General features: G+C 35.1%; 15 protein-coding genes. 8 read left to right on the top strand and 7 right to left on the bottom strand.

The genetic code is table 11. The features are described 5' to 3' along the window. Positions 1-26: 26 nt before the first annotated feature. The 4 genes from GWK10_RS08940 (at position 27) to GWK10_RS08925 (ending at position 8,043) form a co-directional block, all read left to right on the top strand. Positions 27-2,438 carry an FtsX-like permease family protein gene (locus tag GWK10_RS08940; RefSeq protein WP_164031723.1) on the top strand — a complete coding sequence of 804 codons (2,412 nt, stop codon included), beginning with the start codon at positions 27-29 and terminating at the stop codon, positions 2,436-2,438. A 37-nt stretch (positions 2,439-2,475) separates the two neighbouring features. Next, a complete protein-coding gene (locus tag GWK10_RS08935) occupies positions 2,476-4,845 on the top strand; it encodes an ABC transporter permease (protein WP_164031721.1) in 2,370 nt (789 codons plus the stop codon). Between the two features lie 64 nt (positions 4,846-4,909). Then, positions 4,910-7,312, top strand: coding sequence for an ABC transporter permease (locus GWK10_RS08930; protein WP_164031719.1), 2,403 nt, complete (start codon positions 4,910-4,912; stop codon positions 7,310-7,312). 68 nt (positions 7,313-7,380) lie between these two features. Continuing rightward, complete coding sequence (locus GWK10_RS08925) at positions 7,381-8,043, top strand: ABC transporter ATP-binding protein (RefSeq protein WP_164031717.1); 663 nt, start codon at positions 7,381-7,383, stop codon at positions 8,041-8,043. Between the two features lie 68 nt (positions 8,044-8,111). Here GWK10_RS08925 and GWK10_RS08920 read toward each other — a convergent pair whose 3' ends face one another. The 3 genes from GWK10_RS08920 to trxA all read right to left on the bottom strand — a co-directional run bounded on the left by GWK10_RS08920 (position 8,112) and on the right by trxA (position 9,848). Continuing rightward, on the bottom strand, positions 8,112-9,188 hold the full coding sequence (locus GWK10_RS08920) for a hypothetical protein (protein WP_164031715.1): 1,077 nt from the start codon (positions 9,186-9,188) through the stop codon (positions 8,112-8,114). Positions 9,189-9,315: 127 nt separating this feature from the next. After that, on the bottom strand, positions 9,316-9,552 hold the full coding sequence (locus tag GWK10_RS08915) for a hypothetical protein (RefSeq protein WP_164031713.1): 237 nt from the start codon (positions 9,550-9,552) through the stop codon (positions 9,316-9,318). Next, on the bottom strand, positions 9,552-9,848 hold the full coding sequence (gene trxA, locus GWK10_RS08910; protein ID WP_164031711.1) for a thioredoxin: 297 nt from the start codon (positions 9,846-9,848) through the stop codon (positions 9,552-9,554). Before trxA ends, GWK10_RS08915 begins: the two co-directional genes overlap by 1 nt. Before the next feature lie 742 nt (positions 9,849-10,590). Here trxA and GWK10_RS08905 point away from each other — a divergent pair. The 3 genes from GWK10_RS08905 to GWK10_RS08895 all read left to right on the top strand — a co-directional run bounded on the left by GWK10_RS08905 (position 10,591) and on the right by GWK10_RS08895 (position 13,456). Next, positions 10,591-11,265, top strand: a complete 675-nt coding sequence (locus GWK10_RS08905; RefSeq protein WP_164031709.1) for a response regulator — start codon at positions 10,591-10,593, stop codon at positions 11,263-11,265. Between the two features lie 152 nt (positions 11,266-11,417). Then, positions 11,418-12,089 (top strand): response regulator, encoded by a 672-nt coding sequence (locus GWK10_RS08900; RefSeq protein ID WP_164031707.1) that lies wholly within the window; start codon positions 11,418-11,420, stop codon positions 12,087-12,089. A gap of 299 nt (positions 12,090-12,388) precedes the next feature. Beyond that, on the top strand, positions 12,389-13,456 hold the full coding sequence (locus tag GWK10_RS08895) for a gliding motility-associated C-terminal domain-containing protein (RefSeq protein ID WP_164031705.1): 1,068 nt from the start codon (positions 12,389-12,391) through the stop codon (positions 13,454-13,456). Between the two features lie 478 nt (positions 13,457-13,934). Here GWK10_RS08895 and GWK10_RS08890 read toward each other — a convergent pair whose 3' ends face one another. Beyond that, positions 13,935-14,405, bottom strand: coding sequence for a succinylglutamate desuccinylase/aspartoacylase family protein (locus GWK10_RS08890; protein WP_164031703.1), 471 nt, complete (start codon positions 14,403-14,405; stop codon positions 13,935-13,937). Positions 14,406-14,563: 158 nt separating this feature from the next. On the opposite strand from GWK10_RS08890, the gene GWK10_RS08885 reads away from it, so the two are divergent. Then, positions 14,564-15,055, top strand: a complete 492-nt coding sequence (locus tag GWK10_RS08885) for a hypothetical protein (RefSeq protein ID WP_164031701.1) — start codon at positions 14,564-14,566, stop codon at positions 15,053-15,055. A gap of 142 nt (positions 15,056-15,197) precedes the next feature. On the opposite strand, the gene GWK10_RS08880 is transcribed toward GWK10_RS08885, so the two are convergent. The 3 genes from GWK10_RS08880 to GWK10_RS08870 form a co-directional block, all read right to left on the bottom strand. Continuing rightward, positions 15,198-15,950, bottom strand: a complete 753-nt coding sequence (locus GWK10_RS08880) for a 3-keto-disaccharide hydrolase (RefSeq protein WP_164031699.1) — start codon at positions 15,948-15,950, stop codon at positions 15,198-15,200. A 61-nt stretch (positions 15,951-16,011) separates the two neighbouring features. Then, positions 16,012-17,361, bottom strand: coding sequence for a Gfo/Idh/MocA family protein (locus tag GWK10_RS08875; protein WP_164031697.1), 1,350 nt, complete (start codon positions 17,359-17,361; stop codon positions 16,012-16,014). Further along, entirely contained in the window at positions 17,358-17,972 is a 615-nt protein-coding gene (locus GWK10_RS08870) for a 3-keto-disaccharide hydrolase (protein WP_164031695.1), read from the bottom strand. Before GWK10_RS08870 ends, GWK10_RS08875 begins: the two co-directional genes overlap by 4 nt. Positions 17,973-17,995: the final 23 nt, after the last annotated feature.

Genomic DNA, 17,995 nt, shown 5'->3' with positions numbered 1-17,995 from the left:
GTGACAATCAATCAAAACATCAAACCATGATTAAAAACTATATAAAAATAGCCTGGAGAAATCTCCTTAAAAACAAGCTTTTCTCATCTATCAACATTTTCGGATTAGCAGTTGGCCTAGCTACCTGCTTACTATTAATTCTATACATTTTAGACGAGACTAGTTATGACAAACATCACGTCGATGGAGATAGAATCTATCGTGTTTATATGGAGTCTGAAGACAATTCTTTAGCGACGACGGCTGGGCCAATGTCAACAGAACTTAAAAATGAATTTCCAGAAATTGAACAGATAGCAACCTTTTTAAAGTTTCCAAACGTTGATAAATTTCTTTTAAAAGATAAATCGTTAGAAAAGAAACTTTATGAAACAAATGGCTACTATGTAGACTCTACTTTCTTTCAGGTTTTAAGCTATGATTTTAAGTACGGAAATGCCAACACTGCACTTAAAAAACCAAATACTATCGTTTTATCTGAAGAAACCGCCTTCAAGTTTTTTGGAGATGTAAATCCGATAAGTAAGACTATTGAAGTTGAAACGCCGTACGGATCCGAAATATATACTATCGATGGCGTTTTTAAAACTGATAACAAATCACACATTAATGCCAAGCTACTAATCTCCATGAAAAACGGAGGTATTGGTAATTGGGTAGACTCTCAAGAAGGGATATGGGGGAATAATCTTTTTCACACCTATTTAAAGTTGAAAAAAGGAAGTAGTGAGTTGGTTTTTGAAGAAAAATTGCCAGCTTTTGTTGATCGTCATATAGGAGAACAATTGGCAGCAATGAATGTAGAAAGGCGCTATCTACTTCAGCCTATAAAGGACATTTACTTAAAGTCAAATATGATGTGGGAAATAGACCAAAATGGCAGCATGACCTACATTTATATTTTTAGTGCTATAGCGGCTTTTTTACTAATTATTGCCTGCATAAACTTCATGAACTTGTCCACTGCTCGATCAGAAAAAAGGGCTAAAGAAGTTGGTATGCGAAAAGTACTAGGAGCGAACAAAAATTCGTTGGTTTTTCAATTTTTAGGAGAATCGTTGCTGCTATGTTTAATCTCATTGGTAATTGCAATTGTACTAGTTATGCTTTTCATGCCGTTTTTTAACGACATTACCAATAAAGAATTAGTACTTACCCAATATCCAAGTCTTTTAATTTTTATAGGAGGTTTAGCCTTAATAACAGGATTGCTTTCAGGCCTATATCCCGCCTTTTACTTATCATCTTTTAAACCTATAACTGTTTTAAAAGGCAAATTGATTAACACAATTTCTGCTAAAAACATTCGTAAAGGATTGGTTGTATTTCAGTTTACCATATCAGCAGCACTAATTCTAGTAGGCGGTGTAATATGGCAACAAATGGAGTTTTTGCAAAACAAAGACATGGGTTTTAAAAAAGAACGACAATTACTAATCCCATACAGTAACCCAAATGCAGCAGAAAATTATTCAACTTTAAAAAACGAGCTTTTAAAAGATCCTAATATCCTATCTGCAACAGCAGGAGATGCATATCCCGGTATTCAAATATTAAGTGACACCTCATTTTATGGTGAAGAACAAACCAATGAAAATGCTACTTGGACGCGTTATGCACAAGTACTGGACGACTATACTCAAACGCTTGGTTACACTTTAATAGCTGGGCGTGATTTTACTAAAAACAATACGGTAGATTCACTTTCATTAATCTTAAATGAAACTGCGGTCAGAAAAGTAGGATACACAGCTGAAACAGCGATAGGCAAAAGAGTCTTTTACGAGCGAGGGGCTATTAAAAGTGAAATGGAAATTATAGGTGTGGTAAAAGACTTTAATTTTAAAAGTCTACACGAACCTATTGACGCTTATGCCCTAGCAAGTCTTGGCGATAATCAGCCAAGCTATTTTATTGCGACTTTAAACGATCAAAATTTAGCAGCAACCATTAAAAGTATTGAAAGTGTTTGGAACAAAGTAAATCCAGATACACCCTTTGAATATACTTTTTTAGATGAGCGATTTAACACCAATTACAAGGCAGAAAAACAAACTTCAACTGTTGTATATGGATTCATGTTAATTGCCATTTTCATCGCTTGTATTGGTTTATTTGGGCTTGCTTCTTTCACGACAGAACAGCGCAAAAAGGAAGTTGGAATAAGACGTGTTCTGGGAGCATCAATATTTAGTATTACCTCAATGCAACTAAAAGACTTTTTAAGGCTAGTAATGTTGGCAATGTTGGTTGCGAGTCCGTTAGCATGGTTTTTAGGAAATCGATGGCTTGAGAATTTTGCATACCGAATTAGTATAGGGTGGCAATTATTTGTCGCTGCCGCATTTGTTGCCATTCTTATTGCATTTATTACGGTCGGAGCGCAGGTTTTTAAAGCGGCAATTGCAAATCCTGTGAAAAGTTTACGAGCGGAATAACAAAATCATCAATCACTATAAATAAATCAAAAAACTAATGTTTAAGAACTATATCAAAATCGCTTGGAGGAACCTTGTTAAGAGTAAATCTTTTTCTATTCTTAATGTTCTTGGCCTATCAACTGGTATGGCCTGTAGTATTCTTATTTTATTATGGGTACAAAATGAAGTAAGCTATGATCAATTTCATATAGACTCTGAAAGAACATACCGATTTATTGTCAATTCTGGAGATTTTAAGACAGCAGTTTCTTCCGCCGGAATGGGACCTGATCTAAGAGATGAACTGTCAGAAATTGAATCTATAGTTAGAATTACAAAATTTCAAGATGTACTTTTTAACGTGGATGATACTGTATATGAAGAGAAAAACTTCATGTACGTTGATAATAATTTTCTTTCTTTTTTTGATTTTCCTTTGGTACGAGGGGCAAAAAGTACAGCTCTTAAAGATCCTAATACCATAGTATTGACAGAGTCTATGGCCAAAAAGTATTTTGGTGAAGAAGATGCTTTGGGTCAAACAATCAAATTTAATGATTCAAAAAACTGGAAGGTTACAGGTGTACTCAAAGATTTACCGCCTAATTCACATTTCAAATTTGATTTTATAGCTCCTACGGCAACCATTGCCAAGGAAAATAAAAATTTCGTAAATAAAACTTGGGGGAATTTTGATTATTACTCTTATTTTAAATTAAACAAAAATGTAGCGCTTTCTGATACAGGAGTAAGCGATTTAGAAGCAAAGATTAATGCTATTGCAGATGAGCGGTTAGACAATGACATTTTTAATTTTCGACTTCAACCCTTAGCAGATATTCATTTATATTCGGATTTGCAGTTAGATGTTGCTGGACACGGAAACATTCAATATGTTAATATATTTTTTATTGTTGCTCTTTTCATTTTAGTGGTGGCCTGTATCAATTTTATGAATCTTTCAACAGCCCGTTCTGCAAAAAGAGCTAAAGAAGTTGGTATGCGGAAAGCGATTGGCGCCCATAGAGGTCAACTAATACTTCAGTTTTTAAGTGAGTCTATGTTGCTGTCTTGTATTTCCTTACTAATTGCTGTTGGCTTGGTCTTATTGGCTTTACCATTTTTTAATGAAATTTCAGGAAAAGTATTGAGTATTGATATTACTGATGGCTATTTATGGCTGGGTCTTTTAGTCATCGTTTTAGTAACGGGCTTTTTTGCAGGTAGCTATCCAGCATTATATTTATCAGGATTTAATCCGATTAAAGTACTTCAAGGCAACCTAAAAAAAACGGGAGGGAATTTGTTTTTCAGAAACGGCCTGGTGACTATGCAATTTGTTATTTCAACTGTTTTAATAGTGGGTACGGCGGTGGTCTATAATCAACTAAATTTTATTAAAGATAAGAATCTGGGCTTTGACAAAAGTAATATGATTATAATTCCTTTTAGAGGCGAAATGCGTGAAAAGCAAGATGCTTTGAAGGCAACTTTACAGCAAAATCCGCTTTTAAAAAATTATTCAGTTTTTAGTAATATGCCAACAGACTTGGATACGGGTACGACTGATATATCTTGGGAAGGAAAAGATGAAAATGATGGTCTGGTGGTTCCTGATTTAAGAATGGATGATAGATTTATAGATTTATTTGGTATTGAATTATTGGCAGGGAGAGGTTTCAATGATCAATTTAACATCAACGGTAAAAACCTTGTAATCAATGAGACGTTGATGAAGTTAATGGGTAAAAACCTCGACAATATTATTGGCGAAAAATTTGCCTTTAATGACATCGATGCACAAGTTATAGGTGTTGTTAAAGACTTTCATTTTAAACCGTTGCAATACGATATTGAACCACTGGTTTTGACACAACGCAATAATGACGCTCGGTTTTTAGCGATACGCACCACGATAAACCAGACCCAAGCGAGTATTGAGGCTCTTGAAAATATTTATACAGAGTTAAACCCTGCTTTCCCATTTACGTATTCTTTCTTAGACACTGATTTAGAAAACATGTATAACGGGGAACAAAAAATGGGTATGATATTTAATATGTTAGCCATCCTTGCTATTTTCATTTCATGCCTGGGTATTTACGGTTTGTCTGCTTTTATGGCGGAGCAAAGAATCAAAGAAATAGGAATTAGAAAAGTGTTGGGAGCTACCACAATAAGTTTGGTAAACCTCTTGTCAAAAGATTTCTTTAAGCTGGTTTTACTTGCCCTTGTAATCGCTATTCCATTATCATGGTATTATTTGAATGAATGGTTACAGGTATTTGCGTACCATATCAATATTTCATGGTGGATGTTTGCAATAGCAGCTATTACCGTTTTCTTAATTACACTTACAACAGTTAGTTATCAAAGTATTACAACCGCCTTGTCTAACCCCATAAAAAACTTACGAACAGAATAAAATGATGTACGGTAAATGATTACAAGAAAGTGTAAATAGAAAAGAATAGATTAAATCAAAAAGCATGCTTAAAAACTATCTAAAAATAGCCTGGAGGAGTCTAAGAAAGAGACCTCTATATGCATGCATTAACATTTTAGGTCTTTTTGCAGGCATTGCTTTTGTGTTATTAATTGGTGCTTATGTTTGGCAAGAATATCATGTAAATAGAAGTCTTAAAAACGCAGATAATCAATACATACTAACCAGTAAGTGGACAGACCAAAATATGGGACCTGATTTTGTGTCTTTAGGACCTCCTGCTGCAATACTAAAAGAAACATATCCGCATTTAGTTGCTAATTACTATAGATGGGATGGAATTCGATCAGTCGTTGTTAAAGAAAATACAAAGTTAAGAGAAGGAATTCAGATTGGAGATCCATCTTTACTCGATCAATTTGGTTTTGAATTGCTACAAGGCGATGCGTCTACAGTTTTTAACGAGCCATTCTCACTAGTAATAACTGAAGAAAAAGCCATTAAATATTTTGGTAAGGTACAAGTAGTAGGTGAAACAGTTGCCATTGAAAATTTTTCAGGAGCACTTCAAGATTTTAAAATCACTGGAGTTTTAGCTGACTTAAATGAGAATTCAATCTCTTACATTAACGATGCCTATAACGGATTTTTCATCGCAAAAAACTCATCTCAATTTTTTGATCGCGCCGACTTTGATAATTGGGAGTTGCCCATTTTTTTGTCTTATGTAGAGCTACAACCTAGTGTTACACCAAAAGATTTAGAACAGCCACTACGAAATATTTTAAATGACCACGCTTCCGAAGGAACAAGAAATAACCTAACCATCGTCCCAGTAAAACTAACCGATTATTATTTGAACAAGAATAGTGGGTTGGTAAAGCGAATGCTCTACACGTTAGGTTTTATAGGACTGTTTATTATTGGTATGGCGATTATTAATTTTATAAACATTGCGGTAAGCTTTTCAAGTGACCGTATGCGAGAAATAGGTATCCGTAAAGTCTTAGGTGGAAAAAAGAAACAACTTGTTTTTCAATTTTTAGCTGAGTCAATAATACTAGTTAGCATTGCGACTTTTTTGGCGGTTGGTGCTTATCCTTTTTTAGGGGGTTTATTTGAGCAGGTTATAGGTAAAGAAATTATTCCACTTTCCGCATTTCCGGGCTATTTTATTGCTATACCATTTTTTATTGCCTTGACTATTGGATTAGTTGCTGGAGTGTATCCTGCATTTATTCTTTCTGCTCTGCAACCCATTCAATCTTTAAAAGGAAAATTGCAAATATCAAGCAAGACGATTTTTGTACGAAAGCTACTTGTAGGCTTTCAATTTACGCTAGCCTTAGTCGTTTTAATAGCCGCTTTTTTAATCACCAAACAAATCGATTTCTTTTTTGAAAAAGATCTTGGCTACCAAAAAGAATACCTTGTTTCGGCGGCTACACCACGAGATTGGACAGAAGATGGGGTGAAGAAAATGATCACAATCAGAAATGAGTTTGAAACTTTGCCTGAGGTGTCGAATGCAAGTCTATCCTATGAAATTCCGAATGGCAATAACGGATTCCAACTTCAATTGTACAGATCAGATGCATCATCTGAATCTAAAGTAGTATCACAGGGTATGATGATCGATGAAAATTACCTTGACACATATCAAATCCCCTTATTAGCAGGAGCAGTTTTTGAAAAAGGAGTACCAAATGCCGATGCTGTTTTAATTAATGAGCAAGCTGTAAAATCTTTAGGTTTTGAAAGCCCTGAAATGGCAATCGGGAAGCAGCTAAAAAATGTCAATCAAGAAGAACCACTTACGGTAGTAGGCGTAATCGGTAATATTCATTTTGAATCCTTACATACGCCTATAAAACCACAAGTATATGTTGATGTAAAAGCAGCACTGTATTACCGTTATTTTACTTTTAAGCTAAGACCGGGAAATATGCAGGGTCAATTGGCAATGATAAAATCAAAATGGCAAGAATTAATGCCCAACGCACCGTTCAAGTTTGACTTTTTTGATGAAACTTTAGCGACGCTATATACCAATGAATTGCAATTACGAAAAGCGTCATATAGTGCTTCTGTGTTAGCTTTTATAATTGTGTTACTCGGGGTATTTGGTTTGGTATCACTCAGCATTCAAAAGCGAATAAAAGAAATAGGAGTACGTAAAGTCTTAGGTGCTTCTAAACGTAATATTAGTCAGTTATTTGTTAAGGAGTTTGCGGTAGTAATGGTGTTTGCAATCGTATTTGCTATTCCACTATCGTACTATATAATTACGCTTTGGCTTCAAAATTATGTGTATAAAATCACTATCGGATTTTCAGCTTTCTTTTGGGGAATTTTGATTGTAGCGGGAACTAGCTTGATGCTTATTTTTATACAAACCCTAAAGGCTTCAAATAATAAAGTAATTGATAATTTAAAGACGGAATAGTTATATCATTATAATAAGTATACTCAGAAAAATAAAGAATCAATCAAATAGATAAAAGAAACAACATTATGTTACTACAATTAAACAACATATTTAAATGGGTCAAAACAGGAGGCCAGCAAACATTCTTGTTAAAAGACATAAATTTTAATGTCGAAGAGGGGGAGTTTATATCAATTATGGGACCTTCTGGCTCAGGTAAAACCACTTTACTAAATGTCATAGGAATGCTTGATGGTTTTAATGAAGGTGAATACAATTTTATGGATGAATCAGTTCATGATCTAAAAGAAAAGCATCGAGCTGATCTCTACAAAAGATACATTGGCTTTGTATTTCAATCCTATCATTTACTAGATGAATTGACTGTGCAGGAAAACCTAGAAATGCCGTTGCTTTATAAAAAACTAAAAGGTTCTGAACGCAAAGCTATGGTGGCTGATATGTTAGACCGATTCAACATCGTTGGTAAAAAAGACCTTTTTCCAACTCAATTAAGCGGAGGGCAACAACAGCTGGTTGGTATTGCAAGAGCATTGATATCGAACCCTAAACTTATTTTGGCTGATGAACCTACCGGGAACTTAAACTCAAGTCAAGGGGAAGAGATTATGGGAATTTTTAAGGAATTAAATGAGGAAGGTGTGACGATTATTCAAGTAACACATTCAGAAAAAAATGCTGAGTACGGTACCCGAACGATCAACTTATTAGACGGGAGAATGGTGTAATACTTTTGATATAATTTAAAATCCACCTGCCTGAAGCAAGTGGATTTCGAACTTGATAAATAATCTCATTAAATTCTGCGTCTTTTTAGCTTGATATAGTAGGAAAGATCTTTCGAGATCCTTCCTTTCTTAATTTCATTTTCGATAAAATCTGACGTGACATGATGAATTTTGGCTTTCTTGATTTGTGAAGCACTGGGTTTATCAATTGAAGTATTGACTAATGATTTAATATAGTCAATATCGATATGATGAGTTGCAAGGTTCTTCAAGTCATTTGGCGACAAGTTGTTATACCCAGCAGCGGAAAGACTTTTAATATAAGCAGGGCTTACATCATGAATCTTAAATTTTTTGATCATGTCAGCATCAAGATCACTATAGCCTGCTGCTGCAAGTTGCTTAATATAATCAATACTAATCTTATGAACTGCAAACTTTTTGAGCATGTTAGCTTGGATATCACCATAACCTATTTTATTCAACGCATTGATGTAGTCTATAGTAACACCGTGTATTGCAAACTTGTAGATCATATCTAAATCGACATCACGGTATTTTGTTTTCGATATGGCTTCGATATAATCTAAACTAACACTATGCAAACCTAGTTTAGCAAGTTGTTTAATAGAAGGCGAAGGGTAATCAAACTTTTTTAAGCCGGTTACATACGATTTAGTAACATCCCCAAGAAAAAGCTTAAAAAAAGAATAGTCGTCATTACCACTCATCAATATTCCTTGATGTTTTAGAAAACTACGGAAATCATCGTTTATTGAAAGTTGGTAAGTGCCCATAGCTTGTTTTTCATTAAAACTGCCATTTAAAACCATGGTCCCACTTTCTCGTTTCCAGATAAAACGGTCTTTAGATTCACCAAAATTGGCAAACGATGCTTGAGGATAACAAATGTTGATATTAAAAGAGCCTTGGTTTCCCTTTCTTTTAGTCAGTTGAAAACAGATTTCCCCATTTTCAATGGTAGCAAACCATTGTCCTGAAGTAACATCAGGATTGTTTCCATACATACTAAAAGACACCATATGTACTCCAGTATCTTTCTTGTTGGGTTTTTGAGCATTTAAGCCGATTGTAAAAATTACGAGACAGCCAATAAGCCAGTTTTTTTTGATTGATTGTGACATGATTGTGGTATTAATATTTTATAGAAATACCACGGTTTGTCGAAAGTGTTACAAAATTTTTTCAGGCCCTCTGCTTTGCTACAGCGGAGAATGAATTCCGAATTATCGCCAGCAAGTGAAAATTGTCTTATTCTTTATAGCGAATACATATGAGTGTATCATCAATATTAGCCGGGGGTGTGGCTATTTTATATAAAATAGTTCTAGAAACTCGGGCTTTGAATTCCGAGATGGTCTCTTCAAATTCATCAGTAATATAACCAACCTTTTCTCCTTTTTTAACGATGTCTCCAGCTTCAAAAATTTGATGTAACACATCAATTTCATTCTCGCCCGTTTCTTCGGGCGAAATAAGAATTATCATTAATTTCCTTTAATAATCTGAATTAATTGATGTTTTGGGATAACCCCTGACTGGCGCCATACTTGCTTTCCATCTTTATAAAGTATCAGTGTAGGCACACCTTGAACTTGATAAGTAGCAGCTAACGGCTGATTTTTATCAACATCAATTTTTACAATTTTAATATCATCACCAAGCTCATCTTTTACTTGTTTTAAAATAGGAGCTAAAGATTTACAAGGTCCACACCAATCAGCATAAAAATCGACTAGTACTGTTGGTGCGCTTTTAAGTATATCGGAAAAACTTGATTTCATAAAACGAAGATTATTTATATTTTAGTCGTTGCCACATTAATAGAATTACACACTTCTTTTTTCCATTTTATATATCCACGGAGCATTAGTAAAAAATTAATGGCATGTATAATCGAAAGAAACCATAAAGAAGTCATTAAACAAACAATTGTAGCTAATAATTGACCAACTGCCCTAGTAGAAAAAGCCTTGATGCTTTTTCTGTTCATCAATTCGAAAGGGATAAGAATAAGGGTTGCCGAGATTATCTCGATGATGATGTTAGGGAATTCGAATTGTTCGGAGCATAATTAGGGAAAAGAAATGATTCCCGTTAAGTAACCTCTCACAAACAAATTATATAGCCCCCTATTATTTCATAACTAAAAAAGGTAATACTAGTACGAGATCATAGGTGTTCGTGAGAGGGTTTACTACCTTAACCTTGAGACCACAAATGTAGCAGCTAGTTTTCTTGACACCTTACGGTTAATCCGTAAAAAAGATGGGTGCGATTGTGCCTTTTTAATTCAAATTATTCGAAACTCCACTTCATAAATCCGTACTTTCAATTTTGTTTAACCTTACAAGAGGGTGTTCATTTCTTCTTAAAAACATTAGAAAAAGCATTTAAACTGATTTTTATTACATTTTAACGATATAGTTGATACAATTATTTCAAAAATCTCTTTTATTTTGTCAAGTGTTAATAAGTTTACACGTTTAATAATGTTAAACAGAATTTCAATAACCAACCCAGACAATGAAGAGAGAAATATGTGTTTTAATAGTGGATAGTCTCCCCATGTGTGTTGATGCTTGTAAGAAAGTTATAAAAGCATTTAGACTTAGGGGAAACCCAAAAGTTTCAATAAATGCAGCTTACTCCATAAAAGAAGGACTCGATTGTATAGCAAGTAGAAAGAATTCGAAACCGTATGATCTAATTATTAGCGATATTCACTTTCCATCTGAAAAAACAGAAGTTTTAACCACAGGTTTTGAGTTCGTTTCTAAATTAAAAGAATCATTTCCTAGTGCAAGACTAGTCATACTCAGTTCTATAAATGATGGTCCTACTATTAGAGAAACGATTAAAAATATTGACCCGGAATCATTAATTATTAAAACTGGACTTACACCAGATATTCTTTATGCGTGCTTTTTAGCATTGGCTCAAAAGCAGACATTTTATTGTGGTAAGGTAAATGAAATATTAAAAAAACGGATTCAAAATGAATTCTTGCTAGACGATATAAACCTTAAGATCTTACTCGGAATATCTAAGGGAATAAGGACTAAAGATCTTTCAGATCATATTAACTTATCACTTAGTGCAATTGAAAAGAGAAAAAACAAGATAAAGGCTTTTTTTGATATTGAAAGTGGTGGTGACGATAAGTTAATTGAAGAAGCTCGAACCAGAGGATTTATTTAGTACATTACCTAATCACTACGGCAACTTCATAATTACGGTTTTACCATAATTTTCATATTGAACCACTGTACTTGGGTATTTATTGTAGCATGTAATTTTCGCAACTCTAGAATTTAACATATTTTAACATACTTTAATGATAAGTGGAAAAAATGAAAAGCAGGATAAATGTATTAATAACAGAAGACCACCCCCTAGTCGTAGATAGTTATAAAAGAATATTAAATGATACTTTTTCGGAAGATTATGAGCTCCATATTGATGTAGCGACTAATGGTGATAATGCAAGGAAAAAGCTTATCCAAGCAGAGAAACTATCTCCATATAATCTTCTTCTTATCGATATTAGAATACCAGAGTCGGTAGATGGGAAAATAACATCTGGTGAGGACGTGGCATTTAGGGCAAAACACTGGTTTCCGGACAGCAGAATTGTTTTTATTACTTCTTTAAGTGACAACTTGTTAATAAACAGATTGATAAAGAAGATTAACCCAGACGGTTTGCTTGTTAAGAGTGATGTAACCCCCGAAATGCTTCAAACGGCATTAAAAACTATTTTAAATAATCAAACTTATTATAGTAGCACAATACATCGCTATTTAAGAAATCGTATACATAACAATGAATTGTTAGATGAGGTTAATTTGAAAATCCTTAGTTATCTTTCAAAAGGGATAAAAACGAAAAATCTTCCTCAATATATTAACCTCTCACTTAGTGCTATAGAAAAGCGCAAAAATAACATCAAAACACTTTTAGGAATTGAAAAAAGCGACAATGAAGAATTACTAAAAGTGGCGAGAGAAAAGGAATTGATTTAACAATTACGGCTTTTCCACACGCTTTTTGACGGCATCCCACAACCTAAAAGTACTCTTCAAAATTATATTGCAGAATTAAATATTGGCAGTATAAACCTTCTGACAATCAATGCGCAAATATTAAATATCTGTGAATCTGTGATATAGGCAAAAGCCACGAATACCCAAAGCGTCTAAGGGCATAACCCCTGGAATGCGAATACTAAATTTTATAAAAACAATTAATTATTAGTCATTTCTCATTTTTAAGATTTAAAAAGAGCTGTTCGCTTTTATTTTTTGTAATCTGTTACCAATCAATGTTTTCGCAAACTGCAATTACTGATTATATAACATCCTACAAGGGGAATTCTATAGAGTCATTAGGAATTAATGCAGGTCTTGAGTTTTCTGCTAAGAATTATAGTGCAGTAGCTCAAGCGATGAGCCCTGGCGATTTTTTAAGCAGATTTAATACTTTAGGAGACACCATTTTTAGGTTACCTGCAGCTATTGGAACAAACCTACGATGGTATAGTGATGCCAAATTGACTAGGCCAATTTCTACTACAGATCCCGACAATTCAACAAATTCTGACTTTAGGGTTACAAGTACAGATGATGTAACTACTACAGTATCTGTGACAGAAACTATAAACAGCTATGAAAGTGCGGTAGCAGTAGTAACACTAACTGTTGATAATACAGAAAATAGTTATGACCAAGATAATGATGGATTGACCAATGCAGAAGAAGCTATAGTCGGAACCGATCCATTAAGGGCTGATAGTGATGGTGACGGGATATACGATGGGGATGAAATAATCAACGGAACCAATCCAACGGATTCAGATTCAGATGCAGACGGGCTTGATAATGAAGAAGAACAGATTTTAGGTACCGATCTCAATAATAACGACACCGATGGTGATGGAATAGATGATGGACTGGAAGTAGATCTAGGATCTGATCCTAGAAATGCCGATAGTGATGGAGACGGAAGCTCAGATAGTGAAGAAAATCTAGATGAAAACGGGAATGTACATAATGGAGATTGTGATAATGATGGAATTTTGGATTTGTTAGACCCAGATTTATGTGGAGTTAGGGTGTTGAAAGCATTTTCTCCAGATGGTGATGGCATTAATGATACCTGGGTCATAGAAAACATCACCCTTTTTCCAAATAATAATGTTCAACTCTTTAATAGGTGGGGGCATGAAGTATTTAGTGCAAAGGGGTATTCAAATAATTGGGAAGGAACTTCGACGAGTAAACATGTTATTGGGATAGGATCAAAACTTCCCGTTGGGACTTATTATTATGTAATAGACCTCGGTCAAGAAAGAACCTCTCGACTAGCGGGATGGATATATATTAACTATTAGAATTAGTAGGCCCTAATTAATAGGATAAGATTATGAATAGTCATAAAAGTAGATGTTTAAAGAAGCAAGTTGGTCTGGGTGCTTCTTTAAAAGCAGAGAAAAGTATCAGTGAAATAGCAATTTAGAATATGTCAAACTGAATGAATTTTAGCCATATTTTGGCATAGATCCCCTAGGATTATTACAGAAGTAGTGAGTTATGAGATAGTAGAGTAACTATACATTTAACAACCCCCACTTACTCAAGCAGGTGGCTTAATTATCGTTTAGGCCGCCTGTTTTTTTTAAAGATTGATAAGTGATCACTATTCCATACACCTCCTACGGCATAAAAAAACTTGAAACCTTCATGCGACGCCTTTGGAGTTGTTTATGTATTTATACCTCTCCCTCCTATAACGAATTTGGAACACCTCGAGCTTCTTTCACATCAGAGATTTAGATGGCTTAGAAAAAGAGTAATTAAAGCAATAACTAATCATTCTTTATAGCTAATACACATAATTGTATCATCAATATTAACTGGTGGTATTGCTATTTTGTATAAAACGATTCCCGAAACTGGCGCTTTTTGTCTAGAAATGACTTTTCCAAATTCATCTGTAATATAACCCACTCGATCACCTTTTTTTACGGCATCACCAGCTTTAAGATCACTATAAAATATGCCACTAACATCGGCATCAATATATTTTTGGTTATTCAGACTCGCAAAACTAGTACTTGCACTTTCAACAGATTTCGGATACATCGTCAATTCTTCTAGCATGCGATACACACCATCAGTAATCAAGATAACCGCTTCTTTTTGAACATTACCTAGTTTTCCGCTCTCATAACTCAATGCTATTTTACCATCTTTACATGCTTGTTTAAATACATATTTGGCAGGATCGTTTTCCTGTAGGGTATAAGCATAAGATACCACATGATGTTTCTTTTTAATCATGTCATTGAGTATTGACAAAATCTTTAGCAACATCTAGTTGGTCGATTAGGACGTATATCCTAAAGAGATAATCAATTACTTAATATTCATTTGTAGCTTAAGATGTAAGTTGCACAAATAGCAAGTAATAGTTACACATAAACTAAATAATTATCAATATGAAAGCACCAATCAAATTAGTACTTTTTGCTGCAGTTTTATTTGCTTTTTCCTGTAAACAAAACCCAGCCGAAACACCGGAGCACAAGGCAATGGTTGAGGAGCATAAGTTAATGGAAGCATCTCATGATGCGATGAGCAAAACACATGACGCCATGAGTGATAGCCACGAAAAAATGCTAGCAGCGCATCAGACAATAGAAAATGATTCCATCCATTTAGAGATGGAAAAAGCGCACAGTGCAATACTAGCTAAACATAAACAGCTAATTACATCGCACGAATCACTAATCCTAAACCATGCTGAGTTAGAAACTAAACACGGTTCAGGAGAAATGTCGTTAGAAGAAATGACTAGCGAACACGAAGCAATGAAAGCTGAACATGAAACAATGGAGCAAGAACATGAAAAAATCAAAGCTGAACATGAACGTGTTTTGAAAGAGGATGAAAAAATGATGGCAGAAGATAAAGACAAAGCCTCGGAATAAAGCAATTGCAACAATTAAACAGAATAATTCTTAAACTAAAAACCCTCGTCATATTTATTTGACGAGGGTTTTATTTGTTATAAATAAGCAAAAAACTATTTACCTTTAATATGTATCAAGGATCACTAAAGAACGAGATAAACTAAAGCTCCTTTATCTTAATATTCTTGTACCAAATAAAACTTCCATGGTCTTGTAGTCCGATCAATCCTTTTTTGGCAACACCATAATCAGGATAATCCTTCCATTTGCCTTCGGCTTTTCGTTCGTTCCAGTCGTCTGACCAAGGATCAAACTGTACGACCTTTTTCCCATTTAACCAATACTCAACATTATCAGTCGTGAAGACAATTTTAGAGGTATTCCATTCACCCGCCGGTTTTACAATCTTTTGAGTTGTATCTGCAGGGTACATCGCATAATCAGCGCCTAGTTTTTGCCAATCTTCTAAGGGAGGAGGGAAACCAATATCATCTAAGACTTGATATTCTGGCGCATTTTGATATGGCGACTCGTACTGTTCACCTTCCTGTACATGATAAAAAATACCACTATTGCCTGCCTCTGAAATTTTCCATTCCATTTTTAGAATAAAATTTTCAAATTCTTTAGCACCATAAACGATGTCACCACCAAGATCCCCACCTGTGCCTAACGATTTTAAACAGCCGTCTTCAATCACCCAACTTTTAGGTAATGTTTCTGAGTTGAAACCGCGCCAGCCATCTGTTGAGGTGCCATCAAAAAGAGCGATCCATGTTTGTTCGGGTTCGACCTTTTCTTCGGCAATAGGAACCTCTTCTTTTTTTGGTTTTTCCTTACAAGAAAAAGCCAATAGACCAAGAACAATAAGGGATAGTCCGAATTTGGAAATTTTAAAGAAATTATGAGACATAACTTTTAATATTGGAACCTGCCTATCGGCAGGCAGGTTTGTTTTATAAGAATTTCAATGGCTAAATTACTTTCATGTTTTCAGGATCCCATTTCATAAATTGGTCATTAAAGTAGCTGTCGTTACACAATAAGGCAGGAGCAGCAGCTCTAAATCCGAAAATAGGGTCTTCGATAACGCTGCCGTTATTTCTAATGGCATTCATCATATTACCATGATGATCGTAATGAGCTCCTTTATACCCTTCTTCCGCCTTAAAAACAGTTTCAGTTGGTGGTAATATCTTCTTGCGTTGGGTTGGTTGAATTCCTTTTTCTTTCATTTTAGCCAATTCGAAAGGATCGTCAGTCGATACATTATTAGTGCGTAAAACAACCTCTCGCCATTTTACATCCATAGAGCCTTTGCTTCCTACAATTCGTAAGTAAGTGGTACCACTAGTGCCGTCTACAAAATTACACCGTAGCGATAGATTAAATCCTGGATGTTCTTTTGCTTCAGGATAGCTAAATGAACCTAAAAGAACATCGGGTACTTCACGCCCGTCTTTCCAATAACGTAATCCCCCAAGCGCACTTATTTTGTTCGGCCCTTTTGAGTTTGTAATGAAGTGTAGACTGGAGAATAAATGAACAAACAAATCTCCTGACATTCCTGTTCCATAATCCAAATAATTACGCCACCTAAAAAAGCGCATGGCATCAAAAGGTCTGTCAGTAGTATTGGAAATATATTTTTTCCATCGCACAGTTTTTAACGAAGCATCATCAGGAATAGCATATTGCCATGCCCCAACGGGCGAATGCCGCGCCCAGAAACCTTCAGCATAATTTAGTTCTCCTATGGCGCCAGCGGCCAAAAGCTCTTTTGCTTTTTCATTTCCTAGTGATGATAAACCTTGACTTCCTACCATCATGATTTTGCCCGACTTTTTCCAAGCATTAATCAAATCCATTCCTTCTTTAACACTATGCACCATTGGTTTTTCGCAATACACATGCTTACCGGCATTCAGCGCATCAATTGCTATTTGTTTGTGCCAATGATCCGGTGTCCCAATGATAACAACATCAACATCTTTTCGTTTTAAAATATCTTTATAGTCATAGGATGAATATATGTTTTTACCATATTCTTTTTTAATATCAGCAATCCTTCCTTCATATAAATCACATACAGCAACAAAGTTGACACCCTCATGCATCAGGGCGGTCTTAAGGTTTTCCATACCCATTATTCCTGCGCCTATAACCGCATAATTAAGGGTAGCTTTGCTCGTAAAATTGGTCGCCCTTTTTAGTAATTGAAAAGTACTGTTGTCAGCCGCTGAGCTAAGTATTGGTGTTGACATAGCCCCTAAGCTTGCAAGTCCAGCTTTTTTGATGAAACTTCTTCGGTTGTTTGAACTCATAGTTGTTGTATATAGATATTTTTCCACTTTACTTTTATACCTCCGCCATCATGAATTTGTAATGCGATACTCCCTTTTCCTTCTCCTATTTTATTGTCCGATAGTTGAATCATTTCTATCCCATTTAGCCAAGTAGTGACCACAGGACCTTCAACTCGTATTTCCATTGTATTCCATTCACCCATTTTCAAGGCTCGTTCTTTATAAGACTCTGGTTTAATAAGCCAACCACGACCATACGATTCGTAAATACCTCCTGTAGCCTTATTTGGTGGTGCCACTTCAACTTGCCATCCACTCACTTTCGTTCCTTCTATAGTAGAACGAAAGAACACTCCGCTATTACCATCAGCTTCTTGTTTAAATTCAAGAGAAAGCACAAAATTGTCGTAGAATTCAGTAGTAGCTAAGTAACCGTATTGCGCATCAGAACCACTTTCACATATAAGTTCACCATCTTGCACATACCATTTTTCTGTACCATAGGCCTTCCAGCCGTCGAGGTTTTTGCCATTAAATAAGGATTCTTTTTTTGGTTCGCATCCAGTTAAAGCGAATGCACTTATGCAAATGAGGAAAAGGCTTAACCTCTTTAGAAAAAGAAGGAACATGGCAGTTGGTGTTAAGGTTGATT

Source organism: Spongiivirga citrea, assembly GCF_010671565.1.
In the GTDB taxonomy this organism is placed as follows: Bacteria; Bacteroidota; Bacteroidia; order Flavobacteriales; family Flavobacteriaceae; genus Spongiivirga; species Spongiivirga citrea.
Note: the sequence above shows the minus strand (reverse complement) of the source record. Positions and strands in the feature narration are given on the sequence as shown.